At 53.6% G+C, this 17,051-nt stretch carries 11 protein-coding genes, 16 tRNA genes and 2 rRNA genes; 5 read left to right on the plus strand and 24 right to left on the minus strand.

The genetic code is table 11. The annotated features are described in order from the left end of the window. Positions 1–26 precede the first annotated feature (26 nt). From QWV57_RS14740 to QWV57_RS14830, 19 genes are all read right to left on the minus strand, one after another. Positions 27–716, minus strand: coding sequence for a tyrosine-type recombinase/integrase (locus QWV57_RS14740; protein WP_240673888.1), 690 nt, complete (start codon positions 714–716; stop codon positions 27–29). Positions 717–849: 133 nt separating this feature from the next. After that, positions 850–934 (minus strand) — tRNA-Leu (locus QWV57_RS14745). A gap of 62 nt (positions 935–996) precedes the next feature. Beyond that, a tRNA-Cys gene (locus QWV57_RS14750) sits at positions 997–1,070 on the minus strand. Positions 1,071–1,079: 9 nt separating this feature from the next. Further along, positions 1,080–1,151, minus strand: a tRNA-Gly gene (locus QWV57_RS14755). A 5-nt stretch (positions 1,152–1,156) separates the two neighbouring features. Further along, positions 1,157–1,231, minus strand: a tRNA-Gln gene (locus QWV57_RS14760). 15 nt (positions 1,232–1,246) lie between these two features. Next, positions 1,247–1,319, minus strand: a tRNA-His gene (locus QWV57_RS14765). A gap of 17 nt (positions 1,320–1,336) precedes the next feature. Next, a tRNA-Trp gene (locus QWV57_RS14770) sits at positions 1,337–1,410 on the minus strand. A 9-nt stretch (positions 1,411–1,419) separates the two neighbouring features. Then, positions 1,420–1,504: transfer RNA gene (locus QWV57_RS14775), tRNA-Tyr, on the minus strand. A 6-nt stretch (positions 1,505–1,510) separates the two neighbouring features. Next, a tRNA-Thr gene (locus QWV57_RS14780) sits at positions 1,511–1,586 on the minus strand. Between the two features lie 307 nt (positions 1,587–1,893). Continuing rightward, positions 1,894–1,969, minus strand: a tRNA-Phe gene (locus QWV57_RS14785). Positions 1,970–2,302: 333 nt separating this feature from the next. Then, a tRNA-Asp gene (locus QWV57_RS14790) sits at positions 2,303–2,378 on the minus strand. Between the two features lie 5 nt (positions 2,379–2,383). Continuing rightward, positions 2,384–2,460: transfer RNA gene (locus tag QWV57_RS14795), tRNA-Met, on the minus strand. A gap of 181 nt (positions 2,461–2,641) precedes the next feature. Continuing rightward, positions 2,642–2,717, minus strand: a tRNA-Val gene (locus QWV57_RS14800). Between the two features lie 9 nt (positions 2,718–2,726). After that, positions 2,727–2,798, minus strand: a tRNA-Glu gene (locus QWV57_RS14805). A 14-nt stretch (positions 2,799–2,812) separates the two neighbouring features. After that, positions 2,813–2,903 (minus strand) — tRNA-Ser (locus tag QWV57_RS14810). Between the two features lie 4 nt (positions 2,904–2,907). Continuing rightward, positions 2,908–2,982: transfer RNA gene (locus QWV57_RS14815), tRNA-Asn, on the minus strand. Positions 2,983–3,219: 237 nt separating this feature from the next. Beyond that, positions 3,220–6,149 (minus strand): 23S ribosomal RNA (locus QWV57_RS14820). Positions 6,150–6,760: 611 nt separating this feature from the next. Then, positions 6,761–8,318, minus strand: a 16S ribosomal RNA gene (locus QWV57_RS14825). Together the 16S and 23S rRNA genes with 15 tRNA genes alongside form the textbook arrangement of a ribosomal RNA operon. A 408-nt stretch (positions 8,319–8,726) precedes the next feature. Next, a complete protein-coding gene (locus QWV57_RS14830; RefSeq protein WP_223810850.1) occupies positions 8,727–8,894 on the minus strand; it encodes a hypothetical protein in 168 nt (55 codons plus the stop codon). An 89-nt stretch (positions 8,895–8,983) separates the two neighbouring features. On the opposite strand from QWV57_RS14830, the gene QWV57_RS14835 reads away from it, so the two are divergent. Beyond that, positions 8,984–9,802, plus strand: a complete 819-nt coding sequence (locus QWV57_RS14835; protein WP_060788703.1) for a protein-glutamine gamma-glutamyltransferase — start codon at positions 8,984–8,986, stop codon at positions 9,800–9,802. Here QWV57_RS14835 and QWV57_RS14840 read toward each other — a convergent pair. Continuing rightward, complete coding sequence (locus tag QWV57_RS14840; RefSeq protein ID WP_060788708.1) at positions 9,773–10,681, minus strand: DMT family transporter; 909 nt, start codon at positions 10,679–10,681, stop codon at positions 9,773–9,775. The genes QWV57_RS14835 and QWV57_RS14840 overlap by 30 nt on opposite strands. Before the next feature lie 117 nt (positions 10,682–10,798). On the opposite strand from QWV57_RS14840, the gene QWV57_RS14845 reads away from it, so the two are divergent. After that, complete coding sequence (locus QWV57_RS14845) at positions 10,799–11,476, plus strand: MgtC/SapB family protein (protein ID WP_011232387.1); 678 nt, start codon at positions 10,799–10,801, stop codon at positions 11,474–11,476. 72 nt (positions 11,477–11,548) lie between these two features. Then, positions 11,549–11,621: transfer RNA gene (locus QWV57_RS14850), tRNA-Ala, on the plus strand. 231 nt (positions 11,622–11,852) lie between these two features. Here QWV57_RS14850 and QWV57_RS14855 read toward each other — a convergent pair. Beyond that, the gene (locus QWV57_RS14855) at positions 11,853–13,148 is read right to left on the minus strand and encodes a DnaD domain-containing protein (protein ID WP_301100023.1); all 1,296 of its coding nucleotides are present in this window, start codon (positions 13,146–13,148) and stop codon (positions 11,853–11,855) included. Between the two features lie 251 nt (positions 13,149–13,399). Here QWV57_RS14855 and QWV57_RS14860 point away from each other — a divergent pair, with 251 nt between their 5' ends. Next, positions 13,400–14,281, plus strand: coding sequence for a thermonuclease family protein (locus QWV57_RS14860; RefSeq protein ID WP_081133118.1), 882 nt, complete (start codon positions 13,400–13,402; stop codon positions 14,279–14,281). Between the two features lie 199 nt (positions 14,282–14,480). Here the strand turns inward: QWV57_RS14860 and QWV57_RS14865 are convergent, their stop codons facing one another. Further along, on the minus strand, positions 14,481–14,732 hold the full coding sequence (locus QWV57_RS14865; protein ID WP_060788705.1) for a hypothetical protein: 252 nt from the start codon (positions 14,730–14,732) through the stop codon (positions 14,481–14,483). A 57-nt stretch (positions 14,733–14,789) separates the two neighbouring features. Continuing rightward, a complete protein-coding gene (locus QWV57_RS14870) occupies positions 14,790–15,290 on the minus strand; it encodes a GNAT family N-acetyltransferase (RefSeq protein WP_301100024.1) in 501 nt (166 codons plus the stop codon). A gap of 72 nt (positions 15,291–15,362) precedes the next feature. On the opposite strand from QWV57_RS14870, the gene QWV57_RS14875 reads away from it, so the two are divergent. Then, complete coding sequence (locus QWV57_RS14875) at positions 15,363–16,565, plus strand: MFS transporter (RefSeq protein ID WP_301100025.1); 1,203 nt, start codon at positions 15,363–15,365, stop codon at positions 16,563–16,565. Positions 16,566–16,837: 272 nt separating this feature from the next. Here QWV57_RS14875 and QWV57_RS14880 read toward each other — a convergent pair whose 3' ends face one another. Continuing rightward, entirely contained in the window at positions 16,838–17,026 is a 189-nt protein-coding gene (locus QWV57_RS14880) for an H-type small acid-soluble spore protein (RefSeq protein WP_013144368.1), read from the minus strand. Between the last annotated feature and the right edge of the window lie 25 nt (positions 17,027–17,051).

A 17,051-nucleotide genomic window follows, 5' to 3' on the forward strand; every position in this document is an offset into this window, starting at 1 on the left:
AAATTATTGTAATGAAAAATGCTCATCTACAGCTGATTAATCATTTTATCTTGAATAGGAACAAAACGTTCGAAGCCACCTTTTGTGTTTCGAACGCGGATGACTTTTTGTTCCCAAATGATATCCGTTGTTTTTATGCCCACCAATTCATTTACTCGAACTCCCGTTTCCAACAGCAACATCATAATCGTATAATCCCTTAAACCTACAAACGTACGAAGGTCGCATGCTTTAAATAACGACTTTATCTGCTGATTATCAAATGTTTCTACAATCCTTTTTCTATCCTTCAACAATTTGATGTCTTTCATCGGATTGCTTTTTATGAGATTCCGTCCTTCCAAAAAGTTAAAAAACGCCCTTAAAGCCCTCAAACGGGAATTGATACTGACTGTCTTAAGACCTTTTTCTTTCATGTACATAATGACATTTCGCTTAATGGTTTCTCCTGTCCATTCACTTACACGCAACTCGATTTCTTGCTCTTTCAGCAGTTTTATAAACGCATTTAACTCACTGCGGTAATATTTAATCGTATGTTCCCGCAAATTTCTTAGTTCGCAATCCTCAATAAATATCTCTAACAATTCCTCAAATGTGTATTCAATTTCTCCTATGTCATCAGATATTAGCAATAACTCCTCACGACTTAGCTCTCCTCTTCTTCCTCTCTTGCTCTTTCTCTGCAATTTTCTCTCATTTTCTATTCTTTTCACTTTCCATTTCACCTCACCGAACACGATTGTACGCACACGATTTTCTTTTCTCGAATCGTATTCGGTAAATAAAAAACAAGGGATTTCACTTACGTGAAACCCCTTGTCCCTAAAGCCTTTCTCCTATTTTCGATGCCGATGGTGGGAGTCGAACCCACACGGGGGGCTACCCCACACGATTTTGAGTCGTGCGCGTCTGCCAATTCCGCCACATCGGCGCGACAATTAATAATTTACCAAATCATCTTTCAACTGTCAACACTTTTTTATTCATTAGATATGGAGGCGGCACCCGGATTCGAACCGGGGGTAAAGGTTTTGCAGACCTCTGCCTTACCACTTGGCTATGCCGCCTTGATCGAGAGCGGAAGACGGGACTCGAACCCGCGACCCCCACCTTGGCAAGGTGGTGTTCTACCACTGAACTACTTCCGCATCCGTGGCTGGGGTAGCTGGATTCGAACCAACGCATCACGGAGTCAAAGTCCGTTGCCTTACCGCTTGGCTATACCCCAACGTTGTAAGTGAAGGGCGACTAGTGGGAATCGAACCCACGCATGCCAGAGCCACAATCTGGTGCGTTAACCACTTCGCCATAGTCGCCATAATCATGATAGGAATGGCAGGGGCAGTAGGAATCGAACCCACACCGGAGGTTTTGGAGACCTCTGTTCTACCATTAAACTATGCCCCTTTGTTAAAATGGTGGAGGGGGACGGATTCGAACCGCCGAACCCAAAGGGAGCGGATTTACAGTCCGCCGCGTTTAGCCACTTCGCTACCCCTCCAAGGAATGGTGCCGACTGCAGGACTTGAACCCGCAACCTACTGATTACGATTCAGTTGCTCTACCAATTGAGCTAAGTCGGCATAAAACAAATGCAAGAAGGTGGCTCATTGTTGTGCTCTGTGCCTCTTCCTCTACAAGCTGATTCGAGGAAGCAGGATGCGTCGAGGCAACTCGAAGCCGACTCGACGAAGCAAGTGCTCGTCTCTACCAATTGAGCTAAGTCGGCATAATTATGATATAAATCGTGGCTCATTGTTCATTTGTTGTGTCCCTTCCTCTACCAGCCAATTCGAAGAAGCTGGGTGCGTCGGGACAACTCGCAGCAGATTCGACGATGCGGATGCTCGTCTCTGCCAATAGAGCTAAGTCAGCTTGCTATCAATTATATGGTGGCTCGGGACGGAATCGAACCGCCGACACAAGGATTTTCAGTCCTTTGCTCTACCGACTGAGCTACCGAGCCGTATCTTATTTTTCCCTTGTTCGTTGATGACTTTTGTGTCCCTTCCTCTGCCAGCCAATTCGAAGAAGCTGGGTGCGTCGGGACAACTCGCAGCAGATTCGACGATGCGGATGCTCGTCTCTACCGACTGAGCTACCGAGCCGTATCAAGTTTTACGCTGCTTTACTTGTGCTGCATTGTGCCTCTTCCTCTGCCAGCGGATTCCAAGATGCTGGATGCGTCGAGGCAACTCGATGCGAATTCGATGAAGCGGATGCTCGTCTCTACCGACTGAGCTGCCGAGCCGTATTTCACCGATCACATGATTCGTTGCATCATGCATTTTTGGAAAGATGGCGGTCCCGACGGGACTCGAACCCGCGATCTCCTGCGTGACAGGCAGGCATGTTAACCACTACACTACGGGACCATTTTTGGTTGCGGGGGCAGGATTTGAACCTGCGACCTTCGGGTTATGAGCCCGACGAGCTACCGGACTGCTCCACCCCGCGGCGATAAGAAAGTAAGTTGATTTTCACAATACTTTTAGTGTTGTTGTTCGTTGCCTCTTCCTCTACAAGCTGATTCAAAGATGCCAGATGCGTCGAGGCAACTGGAAGCGGATTCGTTGAAGCAAAGGCTCTTTGCTCCACCCCACGATGATGAGAAAGCAAGTCAGCTTTTATATTAAGATGGTGGAGGATGACGGGATCGAACCGCCGACCCCTTGCTTGTAAGGCAAGTGCTCTCCCAGCTGAGCTAATCCTCCACAAAGAAGTGACCCGTACGGGATTCGAACCCGTGTTACCGCCGTGAAAGGGCGGTGTCTTAACCACTTGACCAACGGGCCATGCTGATGGATCATGGCGGAGAGCAAGGGATTCGAACCCTTGAGGCGCTATTCACGCCTACACGATTTCCAATCGTGCTCCTTCGACCACTCGGACAGCTCTCCACGATGGCTCCGCAGGCAGGATTCGAACCTGCGACCAATCGGTTAACAGCCGATTGCTCTACCACTGAGCTACTGCGGAATCATAACGAAGGTCAATTCTCCCAATAAGATGCCCTGCCTCTTCCTCTGCCAGCCGATTCAAAGAAGCTGGACGTGTCAAGGCAACTCGCAGTTCATCCGATGATGCAAATGCTCGTCACTGAGCTGCTGCGAAATGACATCTCTTTAGACATTTACTATTATAATGATTCGCGCTGAGCTGTCAAGAGTTTTTTCATTCCCTCAAAACTAGATAACCGTCGGAAGAAGCCGCTTATAGGTTAAGCCCTCGATCGATTAGTATCCGTCAGCTCCACGTGTCGCCACGCTTCCACCTCGGACCTATCGACCTCGTCATCTTCGAGGGATCTTACCCGCCTAACGCGGTGGGAAATCTCATCTTGAGGGGGGCTTCACGCTTAGATGCTTTCAGCGCTTATCCCGTCCGCACATAGCTACCCAGCGGTGCCCCTGGCGGGACAACTGGTACACCAGCGGTGCGTCCATCCCGGTCCTCTCGTACTAAGGACAGCTCCTCTCAAATTTCCTCCGCCCGCGACGGATAGGGACCGAACTGTCTCACGACGTTCTGAACCCAGCTCGCGTACCGCTTTAATGGGCGAACAGCCCAACCCTTGGGACCGACTACAGCCCCAGGATGCGATGAGCCGACATCGAGGTGCCAAACCTCCCCGTCGATGTGGACTCTTGGGGGAGATCAGCCTGTTATCCCCGGGGTAGCTTTTATCCGTTGAGCGATGGCCCTTCCATGCGGAACCACCGGATCACTAAGCCCGACTTTCGTCCCTGCTCGACCTGTCCGTCTCGCAGTCAAGCTCCCTTGTGCCTTTGCACTCTCCGAATGATTTCCAACCATTCTGAGGGAACCTTTGGGCGCCTCCGTTACCTTTTGGGAGGCGACCGCCCCAGTCAAACTGCCCACCTGACACTGTCTCCCACCCCGTTAAGGGGTGCGGGTTAGAATTTCAATACCGCCAGGGTGGTATCCCACCGCCGCCTCCACCGAAGCTGGCGCTCCGGCTTCCCAGGCTCCCACCTATCCTGTACAAGCGATACCAAAATTCCATATCAGGCTGCAGTAAAGCTCCACGGGGTCTTTCCGTCCTGTCGCGGGTAACCTGCATCTTCACAGGTAGTATAATTTCACCGGGTCTCTCGTTGAGACAGCGCCCAAGTCGTTACACCTTTCGTGCGGGTCGGAACTTACCCGACAAGGAATTTCGCTACCTTAGGACCGTTATAGTTACGGCCGCCGTTTACTGGGGCTTCGGTTCGCACCTTCGCTTCCGCTAAGCGCTCCCCTTAACCTTCCAGCACCGGGCAGGTGTCAGCCCCTATACGTCGCCTTTCGGCTTCGCAGAGACCTGTGTTTTTGATAAACAGTCGCTTGGGCCTTTTCACTGCGGCTCTTCAGGGCTCTTCACCCCAAAGAGCACCCCTTCTCCCGAAGTTACGGGGTCATTTTGCCGAGTTCCTTAACGAGAGTTCTCCCGCGCGCCTTAGGATTCTCTCCTCGCCTACCTGTGTCGGTTTGCGGTACGGGCACCTCTTCCCTCGCTAGAGGCTTTTCTTGGCAGTGTGAAATCGGGGACTTCCGGATCACTCCGTCGCCGTCACCGCTTAGCCTTATGATCCGCGGATTTGCCTGCGGATCAGCCTCACGGCTTGGACAGGCTCTTCCAGCCGCCTGCTCGCCCTATCCTCCTGCGTCCCCCCATCGCTCAAACGGGAAGGAGGTGGTACAGGAATCTCAACCTGTTGTCCATCACCTACGCCTTTCGGCCTCGGCTTAGGTCCCGACTAACCCTGAGCGGACGAACCTTCCTCAGGAACCCTTAGGCTTTCGGCGCAGAGGATTCTCACCTCTGTTTTCGCTACTCATACCGGCATTCTCACTTCTAAGCGCTCCACCAGTCCTTCCGGTCTGGCTTCTCTGCCCTTAGAACGCTCCCCTACCGATGACCAACGGTCATCCCGCAGCTTCGGCGGCACGTTTAGCCCCGGTACATTTTCGGCGCAGAGTCACTCGACCAGTGAGCTATTACGCACTCTTTAAATGGTGGCTGCTTCTAAGCCAACATCCTGGTTGTCTTTGCAACTCCACATCCTTTTCCACTGAACGTGCACTTCGGGGCCTTAGCTGGCGGTCTGGGCTGTTCCCCTCTCGACCACGGATCTTATCACTCGCAGTCTGACTCCCGGGCATAAGTCGTTGGCATTCGGAGTTTGACTGGGTTCGGTAACCCGGTTTGGGCCCCTAGCCCAATCAGTGCTCTACCTCCAAGACTCCTAAACCCGAGGCTAGCCCTAAAGCTATTTCGGGGAGAACCAGCTATCTCCAAGTTCGATTGGCATTTCACCCCTACCCACACCTCATCCCCGCACTTTTCAACGTGCGTGGGTTCGGGCCTCCAGCCGGTGTTACCCGGCCTTCACCCTGGACATGGGTAGATCACCTGGTTTCGGGTCGACGACGACGTACTCACACGCCCTGTTCAGACTCGCTTTCGCTGCGGCTCCGCCTCTCCGGCTTAACCTCGCACGCCATCGTCACTCGCCGGTTCATTCTACAAAAGGCACGCCATCACCCATCAACGGGCTCTGACTACTTGTAGGCACACGGTTTCAGGTTCTCTTTCACTCCCCTCCCGGGGTGCTTTTCACCTTTCCCTCACGGTACTGGTGCACTATCGGTCACTAGGGAGTATTTAGCCTTGGGAGATGGTCCTCCCTGCTTCCGACGGGATTCCTCGTGTCCCGCCGTACTCAGGATCCGCTCGGGAGGGAACGAAGTTTCGACTACAGGGCTCTCACCTTCTCTGGCCGGCCGTTCCAGACCGGTTCGTCTACCCCGTCCCTTTCTCACTCCCATCGTGAGCGGTCCTACAACCCCAAGAGGACATGCCTCTTGGTTTGGGCTGTTCCCGTTTCGCTCGCCGCTACTCAGGGAATCGCGTTTGCTTTCTTCTCCTCCGGGTACTAAGATGTTTCAGTTCCCCGGGTGTGCCCTCCATGCCCTATGGATTCAGGCATGGATACTGCCCCATTACGGACAGTGGGTTCCCCCATTCGGACATCTCCGGATCGACGCTTGCTTACAGCTCCCCGGAGCGTTTCGGCGTTTGCCCCGTCCTTCATCGGCTCCTAGTGCCAAGGCATCCACCGTGCGCCCTTTCCAGCTTAACCTATCGCGCTCTCGGCTTCTTCCTTTGCTTTATCGGTTATCTAGTTTTCAAGGAACGAGACTGCTTCTTGAATTCACTTCTCTGCAGTCTTGCATCGAGGAATCCCACTTCCTCGAATCTGCTAGAAGACGCAGATGCAAAGTAGCTCCTTTGAATTCGCTTCTTCGCTGGTTTGCGCCGAGGAATCCATCTTCCTTGAACCTGCTGGAAGACGAAGGCGCAAAGTAGCTCCTTTGAATTCGCTTCTTCGCTGGTTTGCGTCGAGGAATTCGGCTTCTCCGAATTCGCTTGTAGACGCAGACGCAAACGAGACTATTTCTTGAATTCACTTCTCTGCAGTCTTGTGCCGAGGAATCTTGCTTCCCTGAACCTGCTAGCAGACGCAGGCACAGGCGCTTTTGAAGGAATTTCTCATTCCTTCAAAACTGAACGAAGCGACTGCCTTGAGTCTGCTTCCTTGCAGCTTTGCGCCGAGGAATCCATCTTCCTTGAATCTGCTAGAAGACGCAGGCGCAAAACAAGTGAAGGAATTTCTCATTCCCTCAAAACCGAACGAAACGAAAGCGCTGTGTATCGACAGTTGGCCATTGCGGCCTCCGCTTTTCTCCTTAGAAAGGAGGTGATCCAGCCGCACCTTCCGGTACGGCTACCTTGTTACGACTTCACCCCAATCACTTGCCCCACCTTCGGCGGCTGGCTCCCTTGCGGGTTGCCTCACCGACTTCGGGTGTTGCAAGCTCTCGTGGTGTGACGGGCGGTGTGTACAAGGCCCGGGAACGTATTCACCGCGGCATGCTGATCCGCGATTACTAGCGATTCCGGCTTCATGCAGGCGAGTTGCAGCCTGCAATCCGAACTGAGAGCGGCTTTTTGGGATTCGCTCCCCCTCGCGGGTTCGCAGCCCTTTGTACCGCCCATTGTAGCACGTGTGTAGCCCAGGTCATAAGGGGCATGATGATTTGACGTCATCCCCACCTTCCTCCGACTTGTCGCCGGCAGTCCCTCTAGAGTGCCCAACTGAATGCTGGCAACTAGAGGCGAGGGTTGCGCTCGTTGCGGGACTTAACCCAACATCTCACGACACGAGCTGACGACAACCATGCACCACCTGTCACCCTGTCCCCCCGAAGGGGGAACGCCCAATCTCTTGGGTTGTCAGGGGATGTCAAGACCTGGTAAGGTTCTTCGCGTTGCTTCGAATTAAACCACATGCTCCACCGCTTGTGCGGGCCCCCGTCAATTCCTTTGAGTTTCAGCCTTGCGGCCGTACTCCCCAGGCGGAGTGCTTATCGCGTTAGCTGCAGCACTAAAGGGTGTGACCCCTCTAACACTTAGCACTCATCGTTTACGGCGTGGACTACCAGGGTATCTAATCCTGTTTGCTCCCCACGCTTTCGCGCCTCAGCGTCAGTTGCAGGCCAGAGAGCCGCCTTCGCCACTGGTGTTCCTCCACATCTCTACGCATTTCACCGCTACACGTGGAATTCCGCTCTCCTCTCCTGCACTCAAGTCCCCCAGTTTCCAATGACCCTCCACGGTTGAGCCGTGGGCTTTCACATCAGACTTAAGGGACCGCCTGCGCGCGCTTTACGCCCAATAATTCCGGACAACGCTCGCCCCCTACGTATTACCGCGGCTGCTGGCACGTAGTTAGCCGGGGCTTTCTCGTGAGGTACCGTCACCGCGCCGCCCTCTTCGAACGGCGCCCCTTCGTCCCTCACAACAGAGCTTTACGACCCGAAGGCCTTCTTCGCTCACGCGGCGTCGCTCCGTCAGGCTTTCGCCCATTGCGGAAGATTCCCTACTGCTGCCTCCCGTAGGAGTCTGGGCCGTGTCTCAGTCCCAGTGTGGCCGGTCACCCTCTCAGGCCGGCTACGCATCGTCGCCTTGGTGAGCCGTTACCTCACCAACTAGCTAATGCGCCGCGGGCCCATCCGCAAGTGACAGCCAAAGGCCGCCTTTCAACCAAAGACCATGCGGTCTTCGGTGTTATCCGGTATTAGCTCCGGTTTCCCGGAGTTATCCCGGTCTTGCGGGCAGGTTGCCCACGTGTTACTCACCCGTCCGCCGCTGACCAAATCAGAGCAAGCTCCGATCCGGTCCGCTCGACTTGCATGTATTAGGCACGCCGCCAGCGTTCGTCCTGAGCCAGGATCAAACTCTCCAAAGAAAGTTGATTGGCTTTTTGCTTCAACCGCAGCACCAAAGGCGCTAAACGGCCTCAGCTTTTCTTTCGCGCTTCGTTTCGTTCAGTTTTCAAGGAACAAGCTTTCGACTGTTTTGTCTCTCTCAAACAGCTCTTTTATGTTAGCATAACATCTTTTTGGATGTCAACTGCTTTTTTGCTTCGCATCGCTGTCAAACAACCTCTTTGATCAGCGACGTTTTCTAATATACCACCTTAACTCGAAAAAAGCAATACCTTTTTTAAAAAAATTTTAGGACGCGCTGATCCATCCCCGTTCCCTCTTCTCCATCCCACAGGAAAGCGTTCTTTTCCTAAAAAAGGGGAATGAACACCGGCGCGAGTGCATACATTTCTTCTATGACATCGCTATATAGATGCGATTGGACGCCTTCACATCGACGGCTTTTGCAGAGCGACTGGATGGACTGTCAGGCGACCGAACAACGCCGCTTCCAGCCCCACGCCTGGGTCTGTGAAGCAGGTAGTCGTTCCGTCTTCCGCCACGCCAAGGTGCGGCGAAGAAGACGGCTGTTTGCCTCGGGCGGTCGAAATAGGCAAGCGACTTTTTTCGTCAAGGACGTGGAGAACTTTTCCGTTTTGCATCTATATCGTTGTTGCGATCCTTTCATCAAGGAGGCTTCTTCACTTTGATTCGCGTGTTATCACCAATCAACTTTGACGTTTCTAGTTCGTTTTCGCTTCCGGCCAGCGAACAACGAATCTTAGATGCCCTTGTTTCCTCGCCTAAGTTGTATACGTATGCAAATAAACACCAGCTTCGATTTGAAATCGCCTTGCGCGACCGCATTGTTCGGGCGGCGGGCGAGTTGGCGAAAAGCCGGGCGCGGTTTGCCATTTTCCGTTTTTCGCGCTGCAACAGCGATTTTTGGACGCGGGACGAGCGCGGCGGCTTCCGTCTTCGCCCAGATGTCACGGCTTCCGAAGCGATTCAGGACATTTTTGTCCATAGCGAGCGATACGCGTTTGAATGCGCGACCGCGATCGTCATCGTGTTTTACAAGGCCGTGCTTGACGTAATCGATCCAGCGGCATTCAACCGGCTGTTTGCGGATTTGCTGCTGTATGACTGGCATACAGACCGGGATCTTGGCATTCAAACAAAAAAAGATGAACACTTTCTCCCCGGAGATTGCCTCTATTTTAAAAACCCGGAATTCGATCCGCTGACGCCGCAATGGCAAGGGGAAAATGCCATTTACTTAGGCGACGGCTTCTTTTACGGGCATGGCATCGGCATCCAGACGGCAGACGGCATCATCGCCGCGCTCAATCGAAAACGGAAGCAGGGGGCGACGAAATCCGCTTACCTGCTTCCCGATATCACGCAAGTCGATTTCGCTTATCTGTCCCAATTCGCCCGCGGCTTCGATGAATTCCGCCTGCCGATCCGCCGCTCTTCGTTGATCGTCGGAACGCTAGGGTCCGCTACGTTCTTGCACCGTTAGCGGACCTTTTTCGTTTTTCTCCCACAAATACAGGGCGATTCCTGTTAAAATAAAAATACCGCCGATCCATTGAAACGGACGGATCGGTTCGCCAAACAGCCAGTAGGCCAAGGCGGAAGCGCCGATCGGTTCAAATAAAATCGCCATCGACACCGTCGAGGCGCTGACCCATTTGACCGCCCAGTTCATCACCGAATGGCCGAGCAGCGTTGGAATGACGGCGAGAGCGAGAAAACAAAGCCAATCCGTCAGCTGATACGCCGTCAGCGAAAGGCGAAACAGCATCGCGTACAGCCACAACACCGCCGCGCTGATGCTATAGACGATATAGGTATACGTCATCAATGACAACCGTTGGCGCACCTCTTGGCCGAACAGCCAATACGCCGTGACAAACGCGCAGGAAATAAGCGCCAATCCATCGCCGTACAGCGCTTCACCGCTGACGCGGAAGTCTCCCCAGCTGATGAGAACGCTGCCGATCATGGCCAACACCGCGCTCCCGACCGCGCCGACGGTCGACCGTTCGCGGAAAAACAACGCGCCGCCTGCGAAGGCAAACAGCGGCTGCAGCGTCACAAGCACGACCGAACTAGCGACGGATGTATAGTCGAGCGATTCAAACCAAAGGATAAAATGAAAGGCAAGCAAAACCCCAGAACAAAGCGAAAACAGCCAATCGCGCCGAGAGATGCCTCGGAGTTCGCTTCGATGCCGGAGGAACAACGGCGTCATGATGGCGACGGCCAAAAAGAGTCGATAAAAGGCGATCACCGCGGACGGCGCCTGCGACCATTTGACGAAAATGGCCGATGTTGACACGGCAAGCGCGCCGATGAATAGAGCGGCATAAGCCTTTATGGTGCTTGGCGGCTTCATTCGTTTTCCTCCCCTTGTCTCGGTCAAGCGCAGTTCTTGGCCGCCGTTTTCACGCCGGGCGAAAACAGGCGTCATCAGGCGTTTTCTTTCATTATACCATGAACGAGGTGAGAAACGATGATGTTTGATCCGTTCCTCAAACTAGGGATTTCCGCCATTCTCGGGCTGATCATTGGGCTGGAACGGGAATTGAAGCGAAAACCGGTCGGGTTGAAAACGTGCCTTGTCATTTCCATTTCCAGCTGCTTGCTTACAATCGTTTCGATCGAATCGGCGTACGTCTTTCCGCTCAAAGACCATATTACGATGGACCCGCTTCGACTGGCGGCGCAAATTGTGTCCGGGGTCGGTTTTTTAGGAGCGGGCGTCATTTTGCGCCGCGGCAACGACAGCATCACTGGGCTGACGACCGCCGCGATCATTTGGGGGGCGGCAGGGATTGGAGTGGCGGTCGGCGCAGGCTTTTATTGGGAATCGGCGTTCGGCGTCGCGCTTCTCATTGTCAGTGTGGAACTCATTCCGTTTTTGATCAATTTTTTCGGACCGAAGCAGCTGCGCGAAAAAGAGGTGCTGCTGCAAATCACCGTAGCGGACGCCAAAAACATTACAAAGGTCATCGACCATTTAAAGCAACAGGACATCAACATTAAAACGATGCGCATTAAAGATGTTGAAGAGAATGAACATTTGCTGAAACTAAGAGCCGTCATTGACCAAAAGCGCTCGACCGCCGAACTTTACTACGTCATCCGCTCCATTGACGATGTCGTGCACGTTGATATTGAAAGCGGGTGATCAAAAAAGGATTGCAATTGTCCGCATCCATATATATAATGGGACATGGACAGATCATCCATATCCTTTTTTGGGGCATTAGCTCAGTTGGGAGAGCGTCGTGCTGGCAGCGCGAAGGTCACCGGTTCGAGCCCGGTATGCTCCATTTGCCAAACCCTTGCCGTGCAAGGGTTTTTTATTTTCGTTTCGGGAGATGGCGATGAGCCATCTCCCTGTGAACAAATTCCCAAAAGAAGCCTCCCACCATCTAAACGTGAAGGGGCGCCAGCACCAGTGAACGACCTGACTGAACTTCAAAGCGTGGGGCACACGGGAGATCGCTCGGTTCACGTCCCGTCATGAGATGAGACTGCTCGGGCTCTTACGCCCTTCGGCTTCATCCGTCCAGGTTGGTTTTGTATTTTTTCAGACGTTCCTCGAGCTCTCGGCGCGCCTGCTCAACGTCAAAGTCGTCGTCTTCCGGCTGGCTGTAATCCATCTTCAGCCAATCCGGCACGATCTCGGTGCGGATCGGTTTCCGCATCGTTCTCCCGCCATCGGATGAAGGCGGGGCGGATCGCTGCTTCATCCGCTGTTCCCGAAACGCCAACCGCGCGGCGCGCACTTCGTCCACGGTGCGGTACCCTTTCTCCGTCCAGTCGCGCAAAATCGTGTCCACGTACACCCACCGTTTGGCGCCGTTTTCCACCGCGATTTTCAATGCTTCCAACACCAATTCATCGGACGCATCGTCCACCCACGCATTGATCTTTTCCCGCAAATAATCGCCGATCACGCCAAACCCGTTTTCCTCACAGAAGCGAACGATCTCCTTGTATGTGCGCACGCGCGCGTCTTCTTCGTCTTCTCTTTTGATCTCTGATGTCATCTCTGTTGTCGTCTCTGGTATTGGTCTCGTCAAATTGAGCACCTCGACCGCCCAGTTTGACCAGTTGGACGGTTCATTTTGCGCAAATGGACGGACTGTTTCGCCCATCGTCTGCTCATTTTGGCCGGTCGAAACACCATCGCAAACGGCTGAAATCGGATGTTGTTGAATCATCGAAACGCTGCTCGGCCTCATCGATCCCCTCTCTTCCATAGCCAAAACCTTGTTTTGAGCGGTCGAAGTGCCAGACGCCAATACCTCCCCATGAACCACGGAAGCGCCGCCTTGAACGGCCGAGACGCCATCTTGCACAATCGAATCCCCGCCGTGCGTCGTCAACCCCTCATCGTGAACGAACGAAGCCCCGTCTTGAGTGAACGAAACCGCACCTTGAACGATCGAAACACCATTGTGCGCGGTCATCACGCCATCATCGGCCGCCTGCCCATGTTCTCCGCCCGACATTTCTGACATTTCTTTCGTTATTTCGGCCAGTTTGTCATAGTCGATCCGATACCATTTCGTTTTATCGATCTTGGAACGGTTAAAATTCGCCGCAACGATAATACCCATTTTCTCGAGCTTGGTAATCGTCCGGCGGACCGTGCTTTCCGACCAGAACGGGAATTGTCGCTGCCAGTCTGCATACGTGTTGTACACCCACTTATAGCCGTCATGGACGTTTTCGCTTTTCTTGAGCCAATAATGCAGCTGCTGAACAACGATGCTTTCGTTCAACCCGATCGCCAAAGCGAGCTGCGGCAAAATGACCAACGGTTGATCATCGAAAAGCAAGTTGGACATGTCATCCTCTCCCCCCTCAAACATCCTTGATTGACGAGATGTTTCCTCATCGTTCCACTTTTTTGATAAACTTTATCGTGAACGAACGCAAATCGCCTAACAGCGCGATAACGGCCATATTGGCTTAATTTTTCGCTGAAAAACGGCAAAAACCGGCATAACATGTGCGATCGTGTGCTGAAACCCATCCATTGCGGACATCCGGTTCTTGTTCAAGAGGAAGAAATGTTTTTCGAGTGGAGGGATCGTTTTTGAAACGAATGGTCATATTCTTGTTTTGTTTCCTGTTGATGTTCCCGATTTCCGCTTTTGCCCACCCTGGCGAGCTTGATGAGTTGGGCGGGCACTTCCGCGGCAGCGACTGCGTGTATTTGCTCCATGAGCCGACTGCGCTGGCGAAGCAGGCGAAAACGAAAGAAGAGCTTGTCCAACTTATTCAGAAATACAACGGCAATGAACGATGCAAGCGGCATCTCACCCCAGAACGAATCGACCTGGACGGCCATACGCTGGGGAAGAAAGAAGATCGTTCTACGTTGCGCCTTGGCCGCACCTACCCGGCTGAATTGGTCGAGTGCATCGACGGCGATACAGCGAAATTCCGCGTCAACGTCCATGTATACACGACGCGGTTTTTGTTCATTGATACGCCCGAGAGCACGATCCAAGTCGAACCGTATGGGAAAGAAGCAAGCCGGTTTACATGTTCCCGCTTGCATCAAGGGAACATTTTGCTTGAGACCGACGGAGACGCGCTGTTTGACAAATACCAGCGGCTGCTCGCCTGGGTGTGGGTCGGCAAGCGCCTGCTGCAAGAAGACCTCGCCAAAGCCGGACTTGTCGAAGACTTTTATGACTATGGCGATTACAAATACGAAGCGCGCGTCCGCAAGGCGTACGAGGAGGCGAAACGAACCGGAGCGGGCATGTACGGCAAGCGTGCCGCTGGAGAGAGGGAGGGGGCAGGGACGGAAACGCGGCCGCAGACGAAGGAAAAGACGGCCAAGACCGATCATCCGCCGGCTTTGGAGAACAAAACGCCGCTCGAACGATCCGGCCGTCCGGTTCTTTATACGCTGCTTGGCCTAGCGGCGGCCGCCGCGCTCTATTGGCTCATCCGCCGGTTGACATGATCAACGGCCGGTGATGGAACGAATATCAGGCTTTGCAACAATGTTTTTTCAAATTAAAAAAACCTTGCAGCGCCGCAGTTTCATCCCTTGAACTTTCTCACGCACGAATCTGTCGCCACCCTTCTGGGGAAAAGAAAAAGCCTGTCCCCAGCGGGCAGGCCTTTTCTTCAACGTTTTCATCTTGTGTTTTCTCTCTCCCTCATTGCCTCGGCAATAGCTCTTCAATGCCATCTCGACCGTTTTCCATCGACGCCGGCGCCGAATCGAGCCGCCGAAATCCGTATTGTTCAAGGCGCATGATTTGTTCGTCGGTCAAATCGGTGTACGCGATGACAGACGGCGTGCCGGACGATTTGTAAATCAAATTGCCGGTCACCGGGCATTGAAACGCGTCAGCGACAAATCCTTCCCCATCTTGGATCGTAAACAGCCGAATCGGCATGACGTTCATATCCTTCCCTCTTTCCGTTCATCCTCATTACTTATGACTTCCCCGCCTCCCCCCATTCTATACAAGCCGTTTGCCGACAATGACCAAATCGCGTTCCACGCCGTCCAATTCCGCCACGCGCGGAAAATATCCCCATCGTTCAAATCCGAAGCGGGAGAAAAGCCGCAAACTTGGTTCATTATGCGCAAAAATAAAGCCGAGCAGCGTCTTGATCCCCAGTTCGGGCGCCCGTTCGACCGCCCGCTCGAGCAGCTTCCTTCCAAGCCCCCGGCCGCGATGCGTTTCGGCGATATAAATGCTTACCTCCGCCGTATGGCGGTACGCCGGGCGGCCGTAAAACGACTGAAAGCTGAGCCAGGCGCAAACCGCGCCGTCGTCCTCGACGACCCAAAGCGGACGATGGTGCGGGTCGTGATCCTCAAACCACGCCCGCCTGCTGTCAACCGACACAGGCTCCAAGTCCGCCGTCACCATCCGGCTCGGGATCGTTTCATTATAAATGCGGACAATGTGCGGCAAATCTTCCATCGTCGCATCGCGGATCAACCATGTTTCCATTCTCATCCCCACCTTTTCTCGATAAGCATTTCGTTTCCAAAAACGAAAAAAGCAGGAGTATAATCATAACATATGGACTGGCAAAGAAAGGGGAAAGAGATGAAGCGCCAGCTTGTCGTCTATCTTGTGTCGCTCGCCGCGTTTCTCGGCCCGTTTACGCAAACGATTTACACTCCTATTTTACCAGAAGTGCGGGAGGCGTTTGCGACTTCTTCGTTTTTGATCAACTTGACGATTTCCATTTTCACGTTCTTCCTGGCGATGATGCAAATCGTCTATGGTCCGCTCACCGACCGGAAAGGACGGAGGACGGTGCTGCTTGGCGGCATCGTCATCTACATCGCCGCTTCGCTCGGCTGTTTTTTCTCGACATCCATTTCCGCACTTTTGTTCTTCCGCGCCTTGCAAGCCGTTGGCATCGCGGCCGGGTCGGTCGTCGCCGCCACGGTCATCGGCGACTTGTTCACCGGCAAAGAGCGCGGGCGGGCGATGGGGACGTTTCAAATGATGGTCTCACTTGGCCCTGTCGTCGGGCCGATCGTCGGCGGCTTTTTGGCAGAGCATTTTCCATTTCGCACCGTCTTTTTGGCGCTCGTGGCCGTCGGCGGCTTAGTTGGTGCCGGCAATTTCCTGCTGCTGAAGGAAACGAAACCAGAAACGGCCGTTTCGTCCCCGTTTCGCCTCTCCGACTTCGCTTCAGTGCTCCGCCGCCGCGCCGGGTCGTCGATCGTTCTGCTTGGATTTGTTCAATATTACTCGCTGTATAATTTTCTCGTCTTTTTGCCCAGCATCTTGACGGATCGGTACGGTCTGTCGGCGCAGGAAAAAGGGACGGTGTACTTGGCGATGTCGTCCATGATCGTCATCGGCAGCTTCCTCGGCGGGCGCCTTCAAGGACGCTTCCCGGAGCGGCGCATCCTCTTGGCGGCATCGTACTTGACCGTGCTGTCCATTTTCTTTTTCTTGATCGCAGCCCAACGATCGCTTTCGCTGCTTGTTTTGGCCATCGCCTTGTTCGGCTTGTTTTTAGGCCTTTCGCTCCCGGTGCAAACAACTGTGCTGACGAACGTCTTTCAGGCGAACCGCTCGACAGCGATCGGCGTGTACAACTTTTTCCGCTATATGGGCATGGCGTTCGGACCGATGATCGGCAGCGCGCTGTTTGCCGTTGGAGGGTATCATCTCGTCTACGGAATGGATGATCTTCTCTTTTTCGCCTGCGCCTTGCTGTTGACGGTGCGCGTTGCCCGGACGCGCCGCCAATCCGCTGTCTGACAAAACGAAGCCGCTTGCCCGACATGTCGTTCGGCAAGCGGCAGATTTCCTCGTCTTTCGCTCCATCAACGTTTCATCCGATGTCTACGTCCTTGCACCGACTCCCTCTGATTGTCGTCTGAAAAGCCGTCTTGTTCACGAAACAGACGGCGAACAACAACCGTTTTCTTGCAGGCCGCCCGGACGCTTCATGCCGGAAAACGCCTTTACTCGAACCAAGCGCGCTCGGGAAACGCAAGAAGGCTCCCGCGCTGTCAGCCGGCCTCCCCTTTTCACTCCCGCTCTTCCGTCAATTCCGAAACCGGCACATCCCGGCGCTCATGAAGCCGCCCGTCGCGCAAATGGACGGTCGCCGTCTGTTTTTCTTCATCATACCCGTCAATCCATACCGACACTCCGTTGTAATACACCGGAATATCGGCAGGGGAAGAAACGATTTGTTTGACACGGTTCATATCCATGACCACTGTCCCCTTTCTCTCATGT

It is taken from the genome of Geobacillus zalihae (assembly GCF_030414215.1).
Classification (GTDB): Bacteria; Bacillota; Bacilli; order Bacillales; family Anoxybacillaceae; genus Geobacillus; species Geobacillus zalihae.

Coding starts and splice junctions, on each gene's coding strand:
- QWV57_RS14875 (WP_301100025.1), top strand. CDS start 15,363: ATGGACTGGCAAAGAAAGGGGAAAGAGATGAAGCGCCAGCTTGTCGTC.
- QWV57_RS14845 (WP_011232387.1), top strand. CDS start 10,799: ATGATGTTTGATCCGTTCCTCAAACTAGGGATTTCCGCCATTCTCGGG.
- QWV57_RS14840 (WP_060788708.1), bottom strand. CDS start 10,681: ATGAAGCCGCCAAGCACCATAAAGGCTTATGCCGCTCTATTCATCGGC.
- QWV57_RS14870 (WP_301100024.1), bottom strand. CDS start 15,290: ATGGAAACATGGTTGATCCGCGATGCGACGATGGAAGATTTGCCGCAC.
- QWV57_RS14865 (WP_060788705.1), bottom strand. CDS start 14,732: ATGAACGTCATGCCGATTCGGCTGTTTACGATCCAAGATGGGGAAGGA.
- QWV57_RS14880 (WP_013144368.1), bottom strand. CDS start 17,026: ATGGATATGAACCGTGTCAAACAAATCGTTTCTTCCCCTGCCGATATT.
- QWV57_RS14855 (WP_301100023.1), bottom strand. CDS start 13,148: ATGTCCAACTTGCTTTTCGATGATCAACCGTTGGTCATTTTGCCGCAG.